This window comes from Marinovum sp. E3 (genome assembly GCF_055755275.1).
On record NZ_CM146908.1, the window covers coordinates 351,572 to 367,022 of the forward strand.

The 15,451-nt window shown below is 66.8% G+C and carries 15 protein-coding genes; 8 read left to right on the plus strand and 7 right to left on the minus strand.

Annotated elements, in window-relative coordinates:
* Positions 1 to 16: 16 nt before the first annotated feature.
* On the minus strand, positions 17 to 1,027 hold the full coding sequence (locus AC0J5K_RS01710) for a ribose-phosphate pyrophosphokinase (RefSeq protein ID WP_048529401.1): 1,011 nt from the start codon (positions 1,025 to 1,027) through the stop codon (positions 17 to 19).
* Positions 1,028 to 1,130: 103 nt separating this feature from the next.
* Between AC0J5K_RS01710 and AC0J5K_RS01715 the strand changes: the two genes are divergently transcribed.
* Positions 1,131 to 1,727: a 2-hydroxychromene-2-carboxylate isomerase gene (locus AC0J5K_RS01715; RefSeq protein WP_074836964.1), complete on the plus strand. Its 597-nt coding sequence runs from the start codon at positions 1,131 to 1,133 to the stop codon at positions 1,725 to 1,727.
* A 49-nt stretch (positions 1,728 to 1,776) separates the two neighbouring features.
* On the opposite strand, the gene AC0J5K_RS01720 is transcribed toward AC0J5K_RS01715, so the two are convergent.
* Both AC0J5K_RS01720 and AC0J5K_RS01725 read right to left on the minus strand, forming a co-directional pair.
* Positions 1,777 to 2,247 carry a hypothetical protein gene (locus AC0J5K_RS01720; protein ID WP_274565831.1) on the minus strand — a complete coding sequence of 157 codons (471 nt, stop codon included), beginning with the start codon at positions 2,245 to 2,247 and terminating at the stop codon, positions 1,777 to 1,779.
* A 206-nt stretch (positions 2,248 to 2,453) separates the two neighbouring features.
* Complete coding sequence (locus AC0J5K_RS01725; RefSeq protein ID WP_048529406.1) at positions 2,454 to 3,206, minus strand: DUF1013 domain-containing protein; 753 nt, start codon at positions 3,204 to 3,206, stop codon at positions 2,454 to 2,456.
* 131 nt (positions 3,207 to 3,337) lie between these two features.
* Here AC0J5K_RS01725 and AC0J5K_RS01730 point away from each other — a divergent pair, with 131 nt between their 5' ends.
* Positions 3,338 to 3,973, plus strand: coding sequence for a ribonuclease T2 family protein (locus AC0J5K_RS01730; RefSeq protein ID WP_048529408.1), 636 nt, complete (start codon positions 3,338 to 3,340; stop codon positions 3,971 to 3,973).
* A gap of 134 nt (positions 3,974 to 4,107) precedes the next feature.
* Here AC0J5K_RS01730 and rlmN read toward each other — a convergent pair whose 3' ends face one another.
* The gene (gene rlmN / locus AC0J5K_RS01735) at positions 4,108 to 5,280 is read right to left on the minus strand and encodes a dual-specificity RNA methyltransferase RlmN (RefSeq protein ID WP_074836966.1); all 1,173 of its coding nucleotides are present in this window, start codon (positions 5,278 to 5,280) and stop codon (positions 4,108 to 4,110) included.
* A gap of 122 nt (positions 5,281 to 5,402) precedes the next feature.
* Entirely contained in the window at positions 5,403 to 5,936 is a 534-nt protein-coding gene (locus AC0J5K_RS01740; protein ID WP_048529411.1) for an invasion associated locus B family protein, read from the minus strand.
* Between the two features lie 178 nt (positions 5,937 to 6,114).
* Here AC0J5K_RS01740 and AC0J5K_RS01745 point away from each other — a divergent pair, with 178 nt between their 5' ends.
* The 3 genes from AC0J5K_RS01745 to AC0J5K_RS01755 are packed head-to-tail and all read left to right on the plus strand — an operon-like array spanning position 6,115 to position 8,644.
* Positions 6,115 to 7,113 (plus strand): asparaginase, encoded by a 999-nt coding sequence (locus tag AC0J5K_RS01745; RefSeq protein WP_074836967.1) that lies wholly within the window; start codon positions 6,115 to 6,117, stop codon positions 7,111 to 7,113.
* Positions 7,113 to 7,733, plus strand: coding sequence for an HAD family hydrolase (locus AC0J5K_RS01750; protein WP_074836968.1), 621 nt, complete (start codon positions 7,113 to 7,115; stop codon positions 7,731 to 7,733). Before AC0J5K_RS01745 ends, AC0J5K_RS01750 begins: the two co-directional genes overlap by 1 nt.
* Positions 7,730 to 8,644, plus strand: a complete 915-nt coding sequence (locus AC0J5K_RS01755) for an ornithine cyclodeaminase family protein (protein ID WP_274565830.1) — start codon at positions 7,730 to 7,732, stop codon at positions 8,642 to 8,644. Before AC0J5K_RS01750 ends, AC0J5K_RS01755 begins: the two co-directional genes overlap by 4 nt.
* 22 nt (positions 8,645 to 8,666) lie before the next feature.
* On the opposite strand, the gene AC0J5K_RS01760 is transcribed toward AC0J5K_RS01755, so the two are convergent.
* Positions 8,667 to 9,905 (minus strand): MFS transporter, encoded by a 1,239-nt coding sequence (locus AC0J5K_RS01760; RefSeq protein WP_274565829.1) that lies wholly within the window; start codon positions 9,903 to 9,905, stop codon positions 8,667 to 8,669.
* 241 nt (positions 9,906 to 10,146) lie between these two features.
* On the opposite strand from AC0J5K_RS01760, the gene zapE reads away from it, so the two are divergent.
* Entirely contained in the window at positions 10,147 to 11,217 is a 1,071-nt protein-coding gene (gene zapE, locus AC0J5K_RS01765) for a cell division protein ZapE (RefSeq protein WP_074837033.1), read from the plus strand.
* 162 nt (positions 11,218 to 11,379) lie between these two features.
* On the opposite strand, the gene AC0J5K_RS01770 is transcribed toward zapE, so the two are convergent.
* Positions 11,380 to 12,606 (minus strand): FAD-dependent monooxygenase, encoded by a 1,227-nt coding sequence (locus AC0J5K_RS01770; RefSeq protein WP_274565828.1) that lies wholly within the window; start codon positions 12,604 to 12,606, stop codon positions 11,380 to 11,382.
* A gap of 77 nt (positions 12,607 to 12,683) precedes the next feature.
* On the opposite strand from AC0J5K_RS01770, the gene AC0J5K_RS01775 reads away from it, so the two are divergent.
* Both AC0J5K_RS01775 and AC0J5K_RS01780 read left to right on the plus strand, forming a co-directional pair.
* Positions 12,684 to 14,012, plus strand: coding sequence for an amidase (locus AC0J5K_RS01775; protein WP_074836972.1), 1,329 nt, complete (start codon positions 12,684 to 12,686; stop codon positions 14,010 to 14,012).
* 241 nt (positions 14,013 to 14,253) lie between these two features.
* Entirely contained in the window at positions 14,254 to 15,450 is a 1,197-nt protein-coding gene (locus AC0J5K_RS01780; RefSeq protein WP_274565827.1) for an aminotransferase class I/II-fold pyridoxal phosphate-dependent enzyme, read from the plus strand.
* Position 15,451: the final 1 nt, after the last annotated feature.

The following is a 15,451-nucleotide window of genomic DNA, read 5'->3' on the forward strand; positions in this document are numbered from 1 at the left end:
GACCCGCGGTTCCGGCTCAGAGAATGCCTTCGTAGATCGGCTCCAGCGTCTCGTGATCGAACAGCGACGAAACCGAAGTGCCGTTCCAGATGTTCAGGATCGCCTGGGCAAACACCGGGGCCGTGGGGACGATGCGGATGTTCTTGGTCTTTTTCACCGCCTCGGTGGCCTCGATGGAATCGGTGATGACCAGCGATTTCATCACCGATTTCGAAATCCGCTCGACCGCCGGGCCGGACAGGACGCCGTGCGAGATATAGGAATGCACCTCGGTGGCACCGGCCTCGATCAGCACTTCGGCGGCCTTGCACAGCGTGCCGGCGGTGTCGCAGATGTCATCGACGATGATGCATTTCTTGCCTTTGACGTCGCCGATCACCGTCATTTCGGCCACTTCGCCGGCCTTTTCGCGGCGCTTGTCGACAATCGACAGCGGCGCGTTGATCCGCTTGGCCAGTTCCCGGGCGCGGGCCACGCCGCCGACGTCGGGCGAGACCACCATGATGTCGTTGAGCTTGCCCTTGAACTGGTTCTTGATGTCCAGCGCAAAGACCGGGCTGGCATAGAGGTTGTCGACGGGAATGTCGAAGAAGCCCTGGATCTGGGCGGCGTGCAGGTCCATCGTCAGAACCCGCTCGATGCCGGCCTCGACGATCATGTTGGCCACCAGCTTGGCACTGATCGGGGTGCGGGCCTTGGACCGGCGGTCCTGGCGGGCATAGCCGAAATAGGGGATCACGGCGGTGATCCGCGCCGCCGACGACCGCTTCAGCGCATCGGCCATGATCAGGAGTTCCATCAGGTTGTCATTCGCCGGGTTCGATGTCGGCTGGATGATAAACATGTCTTCGCCGCGCACGTTTTCGTAGACTTCGACGTAAACTTCCTGATCATTGAACCGCTCGACGCGGGCATTCACCAGATCGACATTGATGCCGCGATGCATCGACATCCGGCGGGCGATCGAGCGGGCCAGTGGCAAATTGGCGTTGCCGGACATGAGTTTAGGTTCGACGAGCTGCGGCATGTGAGTGAGATCCCGGGCAAGAAAAGTAAAGGATTCGTGACGTTGACTTCGCTTAGCACGCGGTTACGGTCCGCAAAACCCAACTGTCAGGGGACAGCGCGACATGACACAAATTGACTACTATCTGGCGACAATCTCGCCTTTCACCTATCTCGCCGGCACCGAGCTCGAGGCGATCGCCGCCCGCCATGGCGCCAGCATCACCTACCGGCCGTTCGATATCATGGCCTGTTTCGCCCGCACCGGCGGCACCCCGCCCAAGGACCGCCACCCCAATCGGCAGGTCTACCGTTTGCAGGACATGGAGCGCCGCGCCAAGCGGTTGGGCAAGCCGCTCAACCTCAAGCCGGCGCATTTTCCCACCAACATGGCGCCGTCATCTTATGCGCTGATCGCGGCGCAGAATGCCGGTGGCGGCGATCTGGGGGCGCTGGCGCACAGCTTCCCCCGCGCGGTCTGGGCCGAGGATCGCGATATCGCGCAGGATGACGTCATCCGCGACCTTCTGGAACAGGCGGGCTTTGATCCGGGGCTGGCCGACAGCGGGCTGCTGACCGGTGCCGAGACCTATGCCGCCAACCTCGAGGCGGCAATCGAGGCCGGGGTCTTCGGCTCGCCCTTCTACGTGGTGGGCGAGCAGCGGTTCTGGGGGCAGGACCGGCTCGAGGATCTCGACCTGCACCTCGCCGGCAAGCTCTAGCCGGGGCGGGCGCCTGCCGGACCTGTCCGGGCAGGCGCCGTTTTCCGGTTCAGGCCGTCTCGGGCACGTTGCTGCGGGCTCGGGCGAGCCATTGCCAGACCAGCCCGATGAACAGCGCCATGCCGACGTGACCGACAAAGGACGATTGCGTGTAGGCGCCGAACCCCATCATGAAGCTGCGCCCCATCGCCGGCGCGAGGATGCCCTGCGCCACGAACCAGAGCAGGACCCCGGCGCCGAGACCGGCGGCCGCATGGCCGACGCCAGAGAGCCGCTTGACCGCCCAGACCGTGGCAGCAAATCCGAACACTCCGATCAGCACATGCACGGCAAAGGCCGCCGCATAAGGCACCTGCACCCCGCTGGCCATCCGCGTCAGGCCGATGACCAGATTGGCCGGTTCAAGCTGCACGCCGAAGAGCGAAGGCGATATCAGCCAGGCATAAGCCTCGAAGCTGAGTTCGCCGGCAAGCCCGGCTAGGGCAAGATGTGTCGCGGTGCTGGTGATCTTCTTGGTCATGGTGTCCCTTGTCTGTCCTGATCCTGTGATCCTGCCGGGCCCGTCCGGGGCGCCGGTCAGTGACAGATGTGCGGGTGTCCGCCGCGCCACCAGAGGCCAGGGCGGCCGCTTGCGGTGACGTTATCAACCGTGATGACCGCCGGGCAAAGAAAGACCCCGGCAGATGGGCTGCCGGGGTCTTGTCTGAGCGGATTGTCTGAGCGGGCTCAGGGCTGTTCGTCTTCGTCGTCATCTCCGCCGGGCAGGTTGAAGAAGCTGTCGGCATCGCGGATGTCGCGGTTGTCCTCTTCCTCGTCGTCGTCACTGTCGGACAACGAAAAGGTTTCCAGCCCCTCGATGGCGGTCGGCATGCGCGGCTCGGGCGCCATTTCAAGGCTCTGCTCGGTCGAGAGCAGCTTGCGGCGCTCGTCGTCCGACATCGCCTCGCCTTCGGCGGCGCGTTTCTTGGCCGCCTTCTGCACGGCGGCGTCAAGCTCGGTCTGCTTGCAGAGCCCCAGCGCCACCGGATCGATCGGCTGCATGTTGGCGATGTTCCAGTGGGTGCGCTCGCGGATCGACTGGATCGTCGGCTTGGTGGTGCCCACCAGCTTGGCGATCTGGCTGTCGGCCAGCTCGGGGTGGAATTTCACCAGCCAGAGGATCGAGTTCGGCCGGTCCTGACGCTTCGAAAGCGGCGTGTAGCGCGGGCCCCGGCGCTTGTCCTCGTCGTGGGCTGCGGGATTGAACTTGAGCTTCAGCTTGGCCAGCGGGTTGGCCTCGGCCTTGTCGATGTCGGCCTGGGTCAGCTGGTTGTTGGCAATCGGGTCGAAGCCCTTGACACCGGCGGCGACATCGCCGTCGGCGATGCCCTGAACCTCGAGCTCATGCATGCCGGTGAAATCGGCGATCTGCTTGAAGGTCAGCGTGGTGTTGTCCACCAGCCAGACGGCGGTTGCCTTGGGGTGCAGCAGTTTGGCCATGCGGCGGTCTCCTTGAAAACAAAACTCTCCCGTCGCCTGGATTGGGCTGTCCCGGTCTCTGCCGGAACGGTTTCCATTGTCGGGGAACTTCGGAGGCTTATAGTGCCGCAAACCGCGAAAGGGAAGTAAAAATGCGTGTGATTGCTCTGTGCGCGGTGCTCTGCCTGCCGCTGATGGCCCGGGCCGATGGCGAGAAAGCCGGCGATTTCGACTATTGGGTGCTGGCGCTGAGCTGGTCGCCGAACTGGTGCGAGATCGAGGGCGATGCCAAGGGGTCTGAGCAATGTGATCCGCGTCACGACTTTGGCTGGACGTTGCATGGTCTCTGGCCACAGTACCAGCGCGGCTGGCCGGCCTATTGCCCGACGGCCGAGCGCCCGCCATCGCGGGCGATGACCCGCGACATGAGCGATATCATGGGCACGGCCGGGCTCGCCTGGCACCAGTGGAAGAAACACGGCAGCTGTTCAGGGCTCTCGGCGGCGGGCTATTTCGAGGCCTCGCGTGCGGCTTACGAGGCGGTGGTGCGGCCGGAGGTGTTTCGCAAACTCGACCGCCCTGTGCGGCTGCCGGCGGCGGTGGTGGAGGAGGCCTTTCTCAAGGACAACCCGGCGCTCGAAGCAGACGGGATCACCGTGACCTGCCGCGACGGGCGTATCCAGGAAGCGCGGATCTGCCTGTCGCTGGAGATGGAGCCGGTGCCCTGCGGGCGCGACGTGGTGCGCGATTGCACCTTGCAGGATGCGCTGTTTGCGCCGGTGCGGTAGCGATTGCAGGGCTGGGTGGGGCGGCGCGCCTGTCAGGCGCGCGTGGCGTGTGATCGCTGAACCCCCGCCCCGGGCCTGAACCGGGGCCTCGCCGGCCGCCAGGAGGTCCCGGGTCAGGCCCGGGACGGTTGCGCTCAGAGGCCGGTTTCCGCCGCGATCTCCTTGCGCGACTTGCGCGCTCGTTCGGTGGCGGATTTCAGCTGGCCGCAGGCCGCCATGATGTCTTCGCCCCGCGGTGTGCGGATCGGGCTGGCATAGCCGGCCTTGTGCACGATATCGGCGAATTTCTCGATCCGCTCCCAGTCCGAGCGCTCGTAGGGCGAGCCGGGCCATTCGTTGAACGGGATCAGGTTGATCTTGGCCGGAATGCCCTGGATCAGCTTGACGAGCCGGCGGGCGTCGGCATCGCTGTCGTTCACGCCTTTCAGCATGACATATTCAAAGGTGATCCGCTCGGAGTTCGACAGACGCGGATAGTCGCGCAGCGCGCCCAGCAGCTCTTCGATGTTCCAGCGCTTGTTGATCGGCACCAGCTTGTTGCGGGTCTCGTCGGTGGTGGCGTGGAAGCTGACCGCCAGCAGGCAGCCGATCTCCTCGGCCGTGCGCGCGATCTCGGGCACCACGCCGGAGGTCGAGAGCGTGATGCGACGGCGCGAGAGCTGGATGCCCTCGGCGTCCATGGCGATTTTCATCGCGTCGCGCACGTTCTCGAAATTGTAGAGCGGCTCGCCCATGCCCATCAGCACGATGTTGCTCAGCAGCCGCGTTTCGTTCTTGGGTGCGCCCTTTTCCGGCCATTCCCCCAGGTCGTCACGCGCCAGCATGACCTGGCCGATGATCTCGCCGGCGGTCAGGTTGCGCACCAGTTTCTGGGTGCCGGTGTGACAGAAGGAGCAGGTCAGCGTGCAACCCACCTGGCTGGAAATGCAGAGCGTCCCGCGATCGGCCTCGGGGATATAGACCACCTCGACCTCGTGGCCGCCGGCAATCCGCACCAGGTATTTCCGGGTGCCGTCGGCGCTGACGTTCTTTGACACCAGTTTGGGCACATCGATGCTGAAATGCTCTGCCAGCTCAGCGCGGTAGGCCTTCGACAGATTGGTCATGGCGTCGAAGTCGCGCACGCCCCACTGGTAGATCCACTGCCAGATCTGGCCCACGCGCATCTTTGCCTGCTTCTCGGGCGTGCCGATCGCCAGCAGCGCGTCGCGCATGGCGTCACGGGTCAGGCCAACGAGGTTGGTCTTGCCGCCTTCGGGCAGCTTGCGGGGGATGGTCATCACATCCTGGGTGATCGGCGCGGTCATGTCAGCGGCTCATTTTCCGAAAGAAGTGCCCCACATATAGGATTCGGGCGCGGAATCAAAAGGATTCCCGCCCCTTTGCGACAAGTCGCCCACCAAAGCGCCCCGGTCAGGGCGCAGGCCGATCAGCCGGCGCAGCGGTTTTCGGCATCCTCGATCATCGCGGTGAACCCCAGAAGCGAGAAGGTGTCCTTGGTGACCGTCCCGCGCGACGAGCGTGCGGTCAGCACCGCCGCCGAGCCCCGCTTCATCGCCGTCACGATCTTGGCATCGTCGCTCGGCGACGCCGCCCAGGCCCATTCACCCTCGGTGAACATCTCGAACTCGGTGCCGTCGATATCGACGGTTACCGTCGAACCGCTGGCAAAGGGATAGCCGCCGGTAAAGGTGATCTGCGGCGTGTTCACCCCGGCCTCGGGACGGAAGAAGGCAAACAACAGGATATCGCCCCGCCGCACCGCCACCACCCGGCCGTCGCGGGTGTTCACCGTTTCCTTGGGCCGTGTCACCGCCCAGCATTCCTTGGGATCGTCCTCGGTGAAGACGCTCCAATCCGTCTGGGCCGCGACGCGATTGGTGCTTTCCTGCTGCGCTGCCACGGCCGTTGCCGCCGCCAGTGCGATCACGGCGGCCATGCTGCGGGCAAAGGGAAGAATCATATGTCCAGCCTCCAAGCTGTCCTAGCCTCAACTACAATAACAAGGCCGCGCTGCCCCGTGATTTTGCTTCGGGTTTGCCACGCGGCCGTTTTCTTCTCGACAAAAGCACATTAGCGTCAAAGGTGCGACGGGCGAAAGGCCCGTTGGCAGAAAATCGCCAATATTTGAACGGTGTTTGATGACCCCAAATCCCCATGCCGCCGCTGTCCCGCTGGTCGAAATACGACGCGGTCCCTTCCTTGAAAGCCTGCATCACGGGCATGCCGTGATCTGTGATGCCGGCGGCGAGATCACCGAGGCCTGGGGCGACCCCGAGGCGGTGATCCTGCCGCGCTCCTCGATCAAGATGATCCAGGCGCTGCCGCTCCTGAGCAGTGGCGCCGGGGACGATCTCGACAGCCGCCGGCTGGCGCTGGTCTGTGCCAGCCACGATGGCGCCGCGATCCACACCGACCTCGCCAGGGCCTGGCTCGAGAGCCTGGGGTTGGGCGAGGACGACCTGCGCTGCGGCCCGCAATGGCCCGACGACCGGCCGGCGCAGGCCGAGCTGATCAAGGCCGATGCGCGGCCCTGCCAGGTGCACAACAATTGTTCCGGCAAGCATTGCGGCTTCCTGATGCTCAACAAGCATCTCGGCGGCGGTCCCGAATACGTCCTGCCCGATCACCCGGTTCAGCGCGCCGTTCTGGCAGCCTATGAGGAGGTCACCGGCGAGACCAGCCCGGGCTATGGTATCGACGGCTGTTCGGCGCCGAATTTCGCCGCCTCGTTGCAGGGCGTCGCCCGCGCCATGGCCTGGTTTGCCAGCGCCCATCAGCGCAGTGACACCCAGAGCCGGGCCGCCGCCCGGCTGGTGTCGGCGATGCATGAGCACCCCGAGCTGGTGGCCGGCGAAACCCGCGCCTGCACCGAGCTGATGCGCGCCATGGACGGCGTGGCGATCAAGACCGGCGCCGATGGCGTCTATACCGCGATCCTGCCGCGGCAGGGCCTCGGCATTGCGCTCAAGATCGCCGATGGCGCTACCCGCGCCAGCGAGGCGATGATGGCGCAGCTGCTGATCCGGTTGGGCGTGCTCGATCCGGCGCATCCGGCCGCGCTGCGCCGCGTCAACCACGTGATCAAGAGCCGCCGCGGTATCGAGGCCGGGGTGATCCAGACCGTGGAGGGCGTCTGATGCCGGTCGAGGCCGTCGTTTTCGACATTGGCAACGTGCTGATCGAGTGGAACCCCGAGCGTTTCTTCGATGCGCGGCTCGGGGCCGAGCGGCGCAGGCAGCTGTTTTCCGAGGTGCCGCTCCTGGCGATGAACGACGAGGTCGACAGGGGCGTCGATTTCGCTGCCTCGGTTTCGGCGCTGGCGGCGGATCATCCCGGCTGGGCCGAGGATATCGCCTGTTGGCATGACAACTGGATCGAGATGGCCAGCCCCGCCATCGACCGGTCTGTGCGGCTGCTGCGGGCGCTGCGGGCGCGGGGCGTGCCGGTGTTTGCCCTGTCGAATTTCGGCCGCGCGACCTTTGACATCGCCTGCGCCCATTACCCGTTCCTGACCGAGTTCGATCAGCGCTACATCTCGGGCCATATCGGCGCGATCAAGCCCGAGCCGCGCATCTACGAGCTGCTCGAGAGCACCTGTGGCGTGGCACCGGCCGGGCTGCTCTTTGTCGACGACCGGGCCGACAATATCGCCATGGCGCAATCGCGCGGTTGGCAGGTGCATCACTTCGAGGGTGTGGAGGGCTGGGCCGACCGGCTGGTGGCCGAGGGACTGTTGGAAAAAGAGGAGGCGGAATGAGCATTCCTATCATCGGATTCGACGAGGGCGAGGCGCGGCTTGACTGGCTGCGACTGACCGAGGCGCTGGCGGCGGGCCACAGGCTGCCCGAGGCCGAGATCGGCGACACCTTCCTGCGGCGCGGCGGCGATACGCTTCTGAGCCGCGCCGCCTGGATCGACGGGCTGGGCGCATTGGTCAAGACGGCGACGATCCACCCCGGCAATACCGAGGCCGGTCTGCCCACGATCAACGGTGCGGTCAGCCTGTTCGACGACCGCACCGGGGTACTCAAGGCGATGGTGGATTTCCACCTTGTGACCAAATGGAAGACCGCCGGGGATTCGCTGCTCGGCGCCCTGCGGCTGGCGCGCAAAGATGCGCGCAACGTGCTGATCGTCGGCGCGGGCACGGTGGCGCGCTCGTTGTTCGAGGCCTTTGGCGCCGGGTTTCCGGATGCCCGCTTCACGGTCTGGAACCGCACCCGCGCCAAGGCCGAGGCGCTGGCGGCCGACTGCCCCGGCATGGCGGTGGCCGGGGAACTCGAGGCGGCGGTGCGGGCGGCGGACATCGTGGTCTCTGCCACCATGGCCACCGAGCCGGTGATCCGTGGTGACTGGTTGCAGCCGGGCCAGCACCTCAACCTGATCGGCGCCTACCGTGCCGACATGCGCGAGGTCGATGACGCGGCGCTGCAACGCGGGCGGGTCTTTGTCGACAGTTTCGACACCACCATCGGGCATATCGGCGAGATCGCGATTCCGCTGAAGTCAGGGGCGATTGCCCGAAAGGACCTGTTGGCCGATTTCTATCAGCCCGAAGCGATGACCCGGCAGCGCGAGGACGAGATCACCGTGTTCAAGAACGGCGGTGGCGCGCATCTCGACCTGATGACGGCGCAGCATATCCTCGATCAATGGTCCGACGGCTAGGGGTGCAGCGCGCGGCCTGCGCTCAGGCCGCGACCGGCAGCGGCCGGTTTTCCTTGACCGGCAGATGCACCACCGCCGAAAACGCCCCGACACCGACGCCGATCCACCAGACCATGGTGTAATCGCCGTAAAGGTCATACATCCGGCCGCCCAGCCAGACGCCGAGGAAACTGCCGAGCTGGTGGCTGAAAAAGACGATGCCGTAAAGCGTGCCCATGTAGCGCAGCCCGTAGAGATGCGCGATCAGCCCCGAGGTCAGCGGCACCGTCGCCAGCCAAAGCGCGCCCATGGAAACCGAAAACAGCAGCACCGTCGCCGGGGTGATCGGAAACATGATGAAGGCCGCCGCAACGATTGTCCGGGCGGCATAGATGCCGGCCAGCAGGTATTTCTTGGAGTAGCGCTTGCCGAGGTAGCCGGCGGCCAGAGTGCCGGCGATATTGGCCAGACCGATCAGCGAAATCGCCCAGGCCCCCAGCGCCGACGTGGTGGTGATGCCGATATTGTACAACACGCCGCCGGGCAGGACGGGGCGGCTCATCTCGGTCACCAGCGCCGGAAAATGCGCGGTGACAAAAGCCAGCTGATACCCACAGGAGAAAAAGCCGAGGAAGATCAGCGTATAAGACGGATCGCGAAAGGCCCGGCCCAGGATCGCGCCCATGCTTTCCTCGAGCTCGAGCTTGCTGACGGGCTGCGATGCGCGCATCAGGGGCAGCGCCAGCAGCGCGGCGAGGATCACCACCGCGAAGACCAGAAAGACGCTCTGCCAGGACATCAGCCCCAGCAGGTATTCCGCCACCGGCGCGCCAAAGACCTGCCCGGCGCTGCCCGCCGCGGTGGCAATGGCAAGGCTCATCGAGCGATTCTCGTCTGAACTGGCCCGGCCCACCACCGCGAGGATCACGCCGAACCCGGTGCCGGCGATGCCGAAGCCCACCAGCACCTCGAGCAGCTGATGCGCTTCCGGCGTCACCGCCAGCGACGACAGCACCAGCCCGGCCGCATACATCACCCCGCCCAGCACGATCGCCACCCGGTCGCCCAGCCGCTCGCCGACCATGCCGAACAGCGGCTGGCCGATGCCCCAGGCCAGGTTCTGGATGGCGATGGCCAGCGAAAACTCGGCCCTGAGCCAGCCGAATTCCTCGGCAATCGGGATCTGAAAGACGCCAAAGCTCGCCCGGATGGCAAAGCTCAGCAACATGATGAAGCACCCGACAATCAGGACGGGCGTGAAAAGCGGCGTGCGGGCCTGCATGGCGGCCTCCGTCAGAGAAACGCCGGCGACATTAGCTGATCTGAACGGCCGGTCAATTCAGCAATTGTGATGGATACAATTCAGCCCCGGAATGCACCCGGGGCGATCGCGCCCCGAGCCTGATCCGGGCCTCGCCCTCTGCGCGGTCCGGGAGGTTCCGGCACGGGGGCCGGAACGGGGCCGCGGGGGGGCCGGTATGCGCGCTCTGGGCAAGGCCGGTCCCGCGCGTTATGTGCATCTCATGATGACGATACAGGACATTTATGCCGCCCGGGTGGTCGCAGGGACGCTGGAGCCGGACGACGCCCAACAGGCCGTGCTGGCGGAATTCGAACGCATCCGCGCCGGCCTGGCCCAGCCGGTCAAGCGCGGGCTGTTTCGCAAGGCGCCGGAGCCGCCCAGGGGGCTCTATCTCTGGGGCGGGGTCGGGCGCGGCAAATCGATGCTCATGGATCTCTTTGTCGAAGCGCTTCAGGCGCAGGACATTGCCGTCCGCCGGGTGCATTTCCACGCCTTCATGCAGGAGATTCACAAGGGCATGCACGCCGCCCGGCAATCCGGTGCCAAGGATGCGCTGGCGCCGGTGGCCAAACAGGTGGCCGAAGGGCTGCGCTGCCTCGCCTTCGACGAGATGCAGATCACCGATATCACCGACGCCATGGTGGTGGGCCGGTTGTTCGAATTCCTGTTCGCCGCCGGCGTGGTGGTGGTGACCACCTCGAACCGGGTGCCGGACGATCTCTACAAGGACGGGCTGAACCGCCAGCTCTTTCTGCCATTCATCGAGATCATCAAGCAGAACCTCGAGGTCTGGGAGTTGGTCAGCCCGCGCGACTACCGGCAGGACCGCCTGTCGGGCGCGCAGGTCTATTTCACCCCCGCCGACGACCGCGCCCGGCGTGAGATCGAGCAGGTCTGGGAGCACCTGACCGGCGGGCAGGGGGCGCCGCTGACCCTGGTGGTCAACAAGCGCCAGGTCGAGATCCCGGCGTTTCACAACGGCGTGGCGCGGGCAAGCTTCTATGACCTCTGCGGCCGGCCGCTGGGGCCGGCGGATTACCTGGCGCTGGCCGAGGCGGCGCGGGTGCTGATCCTCGAGAACATCCCGCAGCTTGGCCGCAGCAATTTCAACGAGGCGAAACGCTTCGTGACGCTGGTGGACGCGCTGTACGAGGCGCGGGTCAAGCTGGTGGCCAGCGCCGCGGCGGCGCCGGAATTCCTCTACCTCGAGGGCTCGGGCGCCTTCGAGTTCGAGCGCACCGCTTCGCGACTTCGGGAGATGCAGGACGCCGATTGGGGCCGCGAGGCCTGAGGCCGCGCGTCTGGCGTTTGCTGATTTTCTTGGAACGCGAGGCCCCGGCGCGGGGCCGGGGCGGGGAGAGCGCTTTTGTCACCTCCCGCGTCCCGGCCGCCGCGCCGGGACCCCGGTCCGGTTTGGCCAGACCCCTGCCGGCGCGGGGCTGGCGCGGGGGCGCTACAGCGGCTTGCCCTGCATCAGACGTGGCACATCGCCGGTCAGCCCGGCGGCCTCGCGGATGAAGCCGCGGCGCAGGGAAGGGACCGCGTTGACCAGTCCCAGGCCGATGTCACGGGTGGCGCGAAAAATCGGGTTGTCGTTGGAAAACAGGCGGTTGAAGACATCGGTCGCACTGGCCAGCGTGGTGATGTCGAAGCGGCGCCATGCGGCGTAGCGGTCGAGCACCAGCGGACTGGCGATGTCTTCGCCGCGCCGGGCGGCCAAGGTCAGCACTTCGGCCAGGGCGGCGATGTCGCGGAAGCCGGCGTTCAGCCCCTGTCCGGCAATCGGATGCAGGCCGTGGGCGGCATCGCCGACAAGCGCGAGGCGCGGCGCGGTGAGCGCATCGGCCAGCGACAGGCGCAGCGGATAGGAAAACCGCGCGCCGGCAAGGGATATCTCACCCAGGAAATCGCCGAAGCGGGGCCGCAGGATCTCGAGATAATCCGCGTCGGAAAGCGCGTTGATGGCTGCCGCCTGTTCATGGCTCTCGCTCCAGACGATCGAGCTGCGATTGCCGGTCAGCGGCAGGATGGCCAGCGGTCCGGCGGGCATGAAGAACTGATGCGCGCAGCCATCGTGCGGGCGGGCATGGCCGATGGCACAGACCAGCGCGGTCTGGCCGTAGTCGTGTTCGGTGCGGGTGATGCCGGCGCGCCGGGCGGTGCCCGAGGCGCGGCCGTCGCAACCGATCAGCAGCCGTCCGGTGAGGGTGCGGCCCGAGGCCAGCGTGACGCCGGCGCGCCGGCTGTCGGTCTCCTGCGCGGTGACGGTTTCGCCCGGCAGATGGGTGATCGCGGGTTCATCTGCCATGGCGTCCAGCAGGCGGCGGCGCAGGTGGCGGTCTTCGACCATGAAGCCCATCGGGCCTTCCTCGATCTCGTGATGGTCGAAATGCAGCACGAAGGGCGACGGCCCTTCGCCGGCGCGGCCGTCCGAGACCTTGATGTCGTGCATCGGCTGCGCTTCCGGGGCGAGCCTGTCCCAGAGCCCCAGCGCCTCCAGCATCCGCTGCGAGGCCAGCGCCAGCGCGTAGGAGCGGCCGTCGAAATTGTCGGCGCGCCGGGCCTGGGCCGATTGCGCGTCGATCACGGTGGCGGAAAACCCGGATCGGGCCGCTGCCAGCGCCAGAAGCGGACCATTGAGCCCGCCGCCGACGATCAGGATATCGCTGTCATAGGTCATGGCGCGAATATGACCCGCGCGGCGGGATTGTCCATGCGTGTCAACGCCGCTACCGTCCGGGCAAAAGGAGGCGCGACATGCAGGACTGGCTTTGGATGACGGCGGCGGAGCTGGGACGCGGCATCGGTGCGGGCGAGATCGACCCCGAGGCGCTGACCGAGGCCTATCTGGCGGCAATCGCCGCCCATGAGCATGGCGCCAGCACCTATGCCCGTCTGACCGAAACCCGCGCCAGGGCCGAAGCCGCGGCGGCGGCCGCGCGCGCCCGCACGGGGCAGCGACTGTCGCTGCTCGACGGGGTTCCGGTGTCGTGGAAGGATCTCTTTGACACTGCCGGCGTGGCCACCGAATCCGGCAGCGCGCTGCTCGAAGGGCGGGTGCCGGTGCGGGATGCCGAGGTCTTGCGCACGGCCGGCGCCGCCGGTCTGGTCTGTCTCGGCAAGACCCATATGAGCGAATTCGCCTTTTCCGGCCTCGGGTTGAACCCGATCACCGCCACCCCGCCCTGCGTCAATGGCGAGGGCGCGGTTCCGGGCGGCTCGTCCTCGGGCGCGGCGACCTCGGTGGCCTATGGGCTCGCCGCCGGGGCGATCGGCTCCGACACTGGCGGGTCGGTGCGCATTCCGGCGGCCTGGAACGATCTGGTCGGCCTCAAGACGACCCATGGCCGGATCTCGACCGACGGCGTGGTGCCGCTGGTGCCCTCCTTCGACAGCGTCGGCCCGCTGGCGCGCACGGTCGAGGATGCGGCGCTGTTGCTGGCCGCGCTCGAAGGGCGCAAGCCGGTCGATTTGCGCGGCGCGTCGCTCGCGGGGCGGCGCTTCGCGGTGCTCGAAACGGTGGCGATGGACGGGCTGCGCGAGGCCCCGCGCGCGGCATTCCTGAGCGCCATCGACCGGCTGCGCGCTGCCGGCGCGCGGGTCGAGGCTCTCGCGGTGCCGGAAGTGGCCGAGGCGATGGCGCTCTCGGGCATCCTCTACACGCCCGAGGCCTACGGCACCTGGGGCGAGGTGATCGAGGCCGCGCCCGAGAAAATGTTCGCGCCGATCTTGGAGCGGTTCCGCGGCGGCGCCGAGGCCCGGGCCAGCGCGCTGATCGTGGCGGGGAACGTCCTGAAGCGCTGCAAGGCGGCTTATTTCGCGGCCACGGCCGGATATGACGCCGTGCTGATGCCGACGGCGGCCAACCTGCCCCCGGATCACGAGCGGCTGTTGAGCGATGCCGAGTATTATGTGACCGAGAACCTGCTGACCCTGCGCAACACCCGGATCGGCAACCTGATGGGCGGCTGCGGGATGAGCCTGCCGACCGGGGTGCCGTCCTGTGGCATGCAGATGCTTGCGCCGCCGATGACCGAGGCGAGGCTGTTGCGGCTGGCCGCGGCGGCGGAACGGGCCCTGGGGTAGGGGCGGCGGCGGGTTTGCACCCCGCCGCGCTCCGCCGGACAGCGGCCGGCCTGCAATCCGCCGCGGCCACGGCCGCCCGGCGCGCCGGAAAACCGCCGCTGCGGGGCGGAATTGGCGCAAATGCCACAAACCCTTACCGGATCGTGTCTTTTTCTGGACGGCGGCGGGGCACTGCCTTATCCTTGGGCGCAAACGGGGCGACAACGACCCCGGCACCCGAGGCAGAAAAAGCAGTAACCCCATGTTCCCCGAACGGTTCTCGAACCTTCCGGCCTATGCGTTCCCGCGTCTGCGGGCACTTCTTGATCCTCATGCACCGGCTCCGGCGCATGCGCAGGATGTGCTGCACATGACCATTGGCGAGCCGCAGCATGAATTTCCCGCCTTCGTCGGCGCGGTGCTGGCCGATAATCTGGCCGGATTCGGCAAGTACCCCCCGAACGACGGCACGCCCGAGCTGCGCGCCGCCATCGCCGATTGGGCGCGGCGGCGGTATGGCGTCACGCTTGACGCCGAGACCCAGGTGATGCCGCTTAATGGCTCGCGCGAAGGGCTCTACAACGCTGCCATGGCGCTCTGTCCCGAGCAGAAGAACGGCCAGCGGCCGGTCGTGCTGACGCCGAACCCGTTTTACCAGGTCTACATGATCGCGGCGATTTCGGTGGCGGCCGAGCCGGTCTTTGTGCCGGCGACCGCGGCGACCGGCCATCTGCCGGATTACGCCGGCCTGCCCGAAGAGGTGCTGAACCGCACCGCCATGGCCTATATCTGTTCGCCGGCCAATCCGCAGGGCGCGATTGCCAGCGCCGAGTACTGGCGCACGTTGATCGGGCTGGCGGAGCGATACGATTTCCGCATCGTCGCCGATGAATGTTATTCCGAGATCTACCGCGATGCGCCGCCCACCGGCGTGCTGGAAATCGCCGCCGAACTCGGCGCCGACCCGGAGCGGATCATCCTGATCAACTCGCTCTCCAAGCGGTCGAACCTGCCGGGGCTGCGCTCGGGCTTCATCGCCGGCGGTCCGCAGAGCATTGCGCGGGTCAAGCAGCTCCGGGCCTATTCCGGTGCGCCGCTGCCGCTGCCGCTGCAACGGGTGAGCGAATGGGTCTGGGCCGACGAGGCGCATGTGGTAGAGAACCGCGCGCTCTATCAGGCGAAATACGCCGTGGCGGACGAGGTGTTTGCCGGGGTCGCGGGTTATGCCGGGCCGGAGGCGGGCTTTTTCCTCTGGCTGCCGGTGGATGACGGCGAAGCGGCCGCAGTGAAGGCGTGGCAGGAAACGGCGGTGCGGGTCTTGCCCGGCGCCTATCTGTCGCGCGATGTTTCCGGGGCGAATCCGGGACAGGGATACATACGGGTCGCCATGGTGGCCCCAATAGACGACATGCGCCGCGGGCTCACGCGCCTGCGCGACTGTCTGTACGAGGTGAGGTGAG

Excerpts from the sequence above, each read along its gene's own strand:
- AC0J5K_RS01710 (WP_048529401.1), bottom strand. The coding sequence starts at position 1,027 with ATGCCGCAGCTCGTCGAACCTAAACTCATGTCCGGCAACGCCAATTTG.
- zapE (WP_074837033.1), top strand. The coding sequence starts at position 10,147 with ATGATGACGATACAGGACATTTATGCCGCCCGGGTGGTCGCAGGGACG.
- AC0J5K_RS01730 (WP_048529408.1), top strand. The coding sequence starts at position 3,338 with ATGCGTGTGATTGCTCTGTGCGCGGTGCTCTGCCTGCCGCTGATGGCC.
- rlmN (WP_074836966.1), bottom strand. The coding sequence starts at position 5,280 with ATGACCGCGCCGATCACCCAGGATGTGATGACCATCCCCCGCAAGCTG.
- AC0J5K_RS01745 (WP_074836967.1), top strand. The coding sequence starts at position 6,115 with ATGACCCCAAATCCCCATGCCGCCGCTGTCCCGCTGGTCGAAATACGA.
- AC0J5K_RS01740 (WP_048529411.1), bottom strand. The coding sequence starts at position 5,936 with ATGATTCTTCCCTTTGCCCGCAGCATGGCCGCCGTGATCGCACTGGCG.
- AC0J5K_RS01780 (WP_274565827.1), top strand. The coding sequence starts at position 14,254 with ATGTTCCCCGAACGGTTCTCGAACCTTCCGGCCTATGCGTTCCCGCGT.
- AC0J5K_RS01775 (WP_074836972.1), top strand. The coding sequence starts at position 12,684 with ATGCAGGACTGGCTTTGGATGACGGCGGCGGAGCTGGGACGCGGCATC.
- AC0J5K_RS01725 (WP_048529406.1), bottom strand. The coding sequence starts at position 3,206 with ATGGCCAAACTGCTGCACCCCAAGGCAACCGCCGTCTGGCTGGTGGAC.
- AC0J5K_RS01755 (WP_274565830.1), top strand. The coding sequence starts at position 7,730 with ATGAGCATTCCTATCATCGGATTCGACGAGGGCGAGGCGCGGCTTGAC.
- AC0J5K_RS01750 (WP_074836968.1), top strand. The coding sequence starts at position 7,113 with ATGCCGGTCGAGGCCGTCGTTTTCGACATTGGCAACGTGCTGATCGAG.
- AC0J5K_RS01770 (WP_274565828.1), bottom strand. The coding sequence starts at position 12,606 with ATGACCTATGACAGCGATATCCTGATCGTCGGCGGCGGGCTCAATGGT.
- AC0J5K_RS01760 (WP_274565829.1), bottom strand. The coding sequence starts at position 9,905 with ATGCAGGCCCGCACGCCGCTTTTCACGCCCGTCCTGATTGTCGGGTGC.
- AC0J5K_RS01715 (WP_074836964.1), top strand. The coding sequence starts at position 1,131 with ATGACACAAATTGACTACTATCTGGCGACAATCTCGCCTTTCACCTAT.
- AC0J5K_RS01720 (WP_274565831.1), bottom strand. The coding sequence starts at position 2,247 with ATGACCAAGAAGATCACCAGCACCGCGACACATCTTGCCCTAGCCGGG.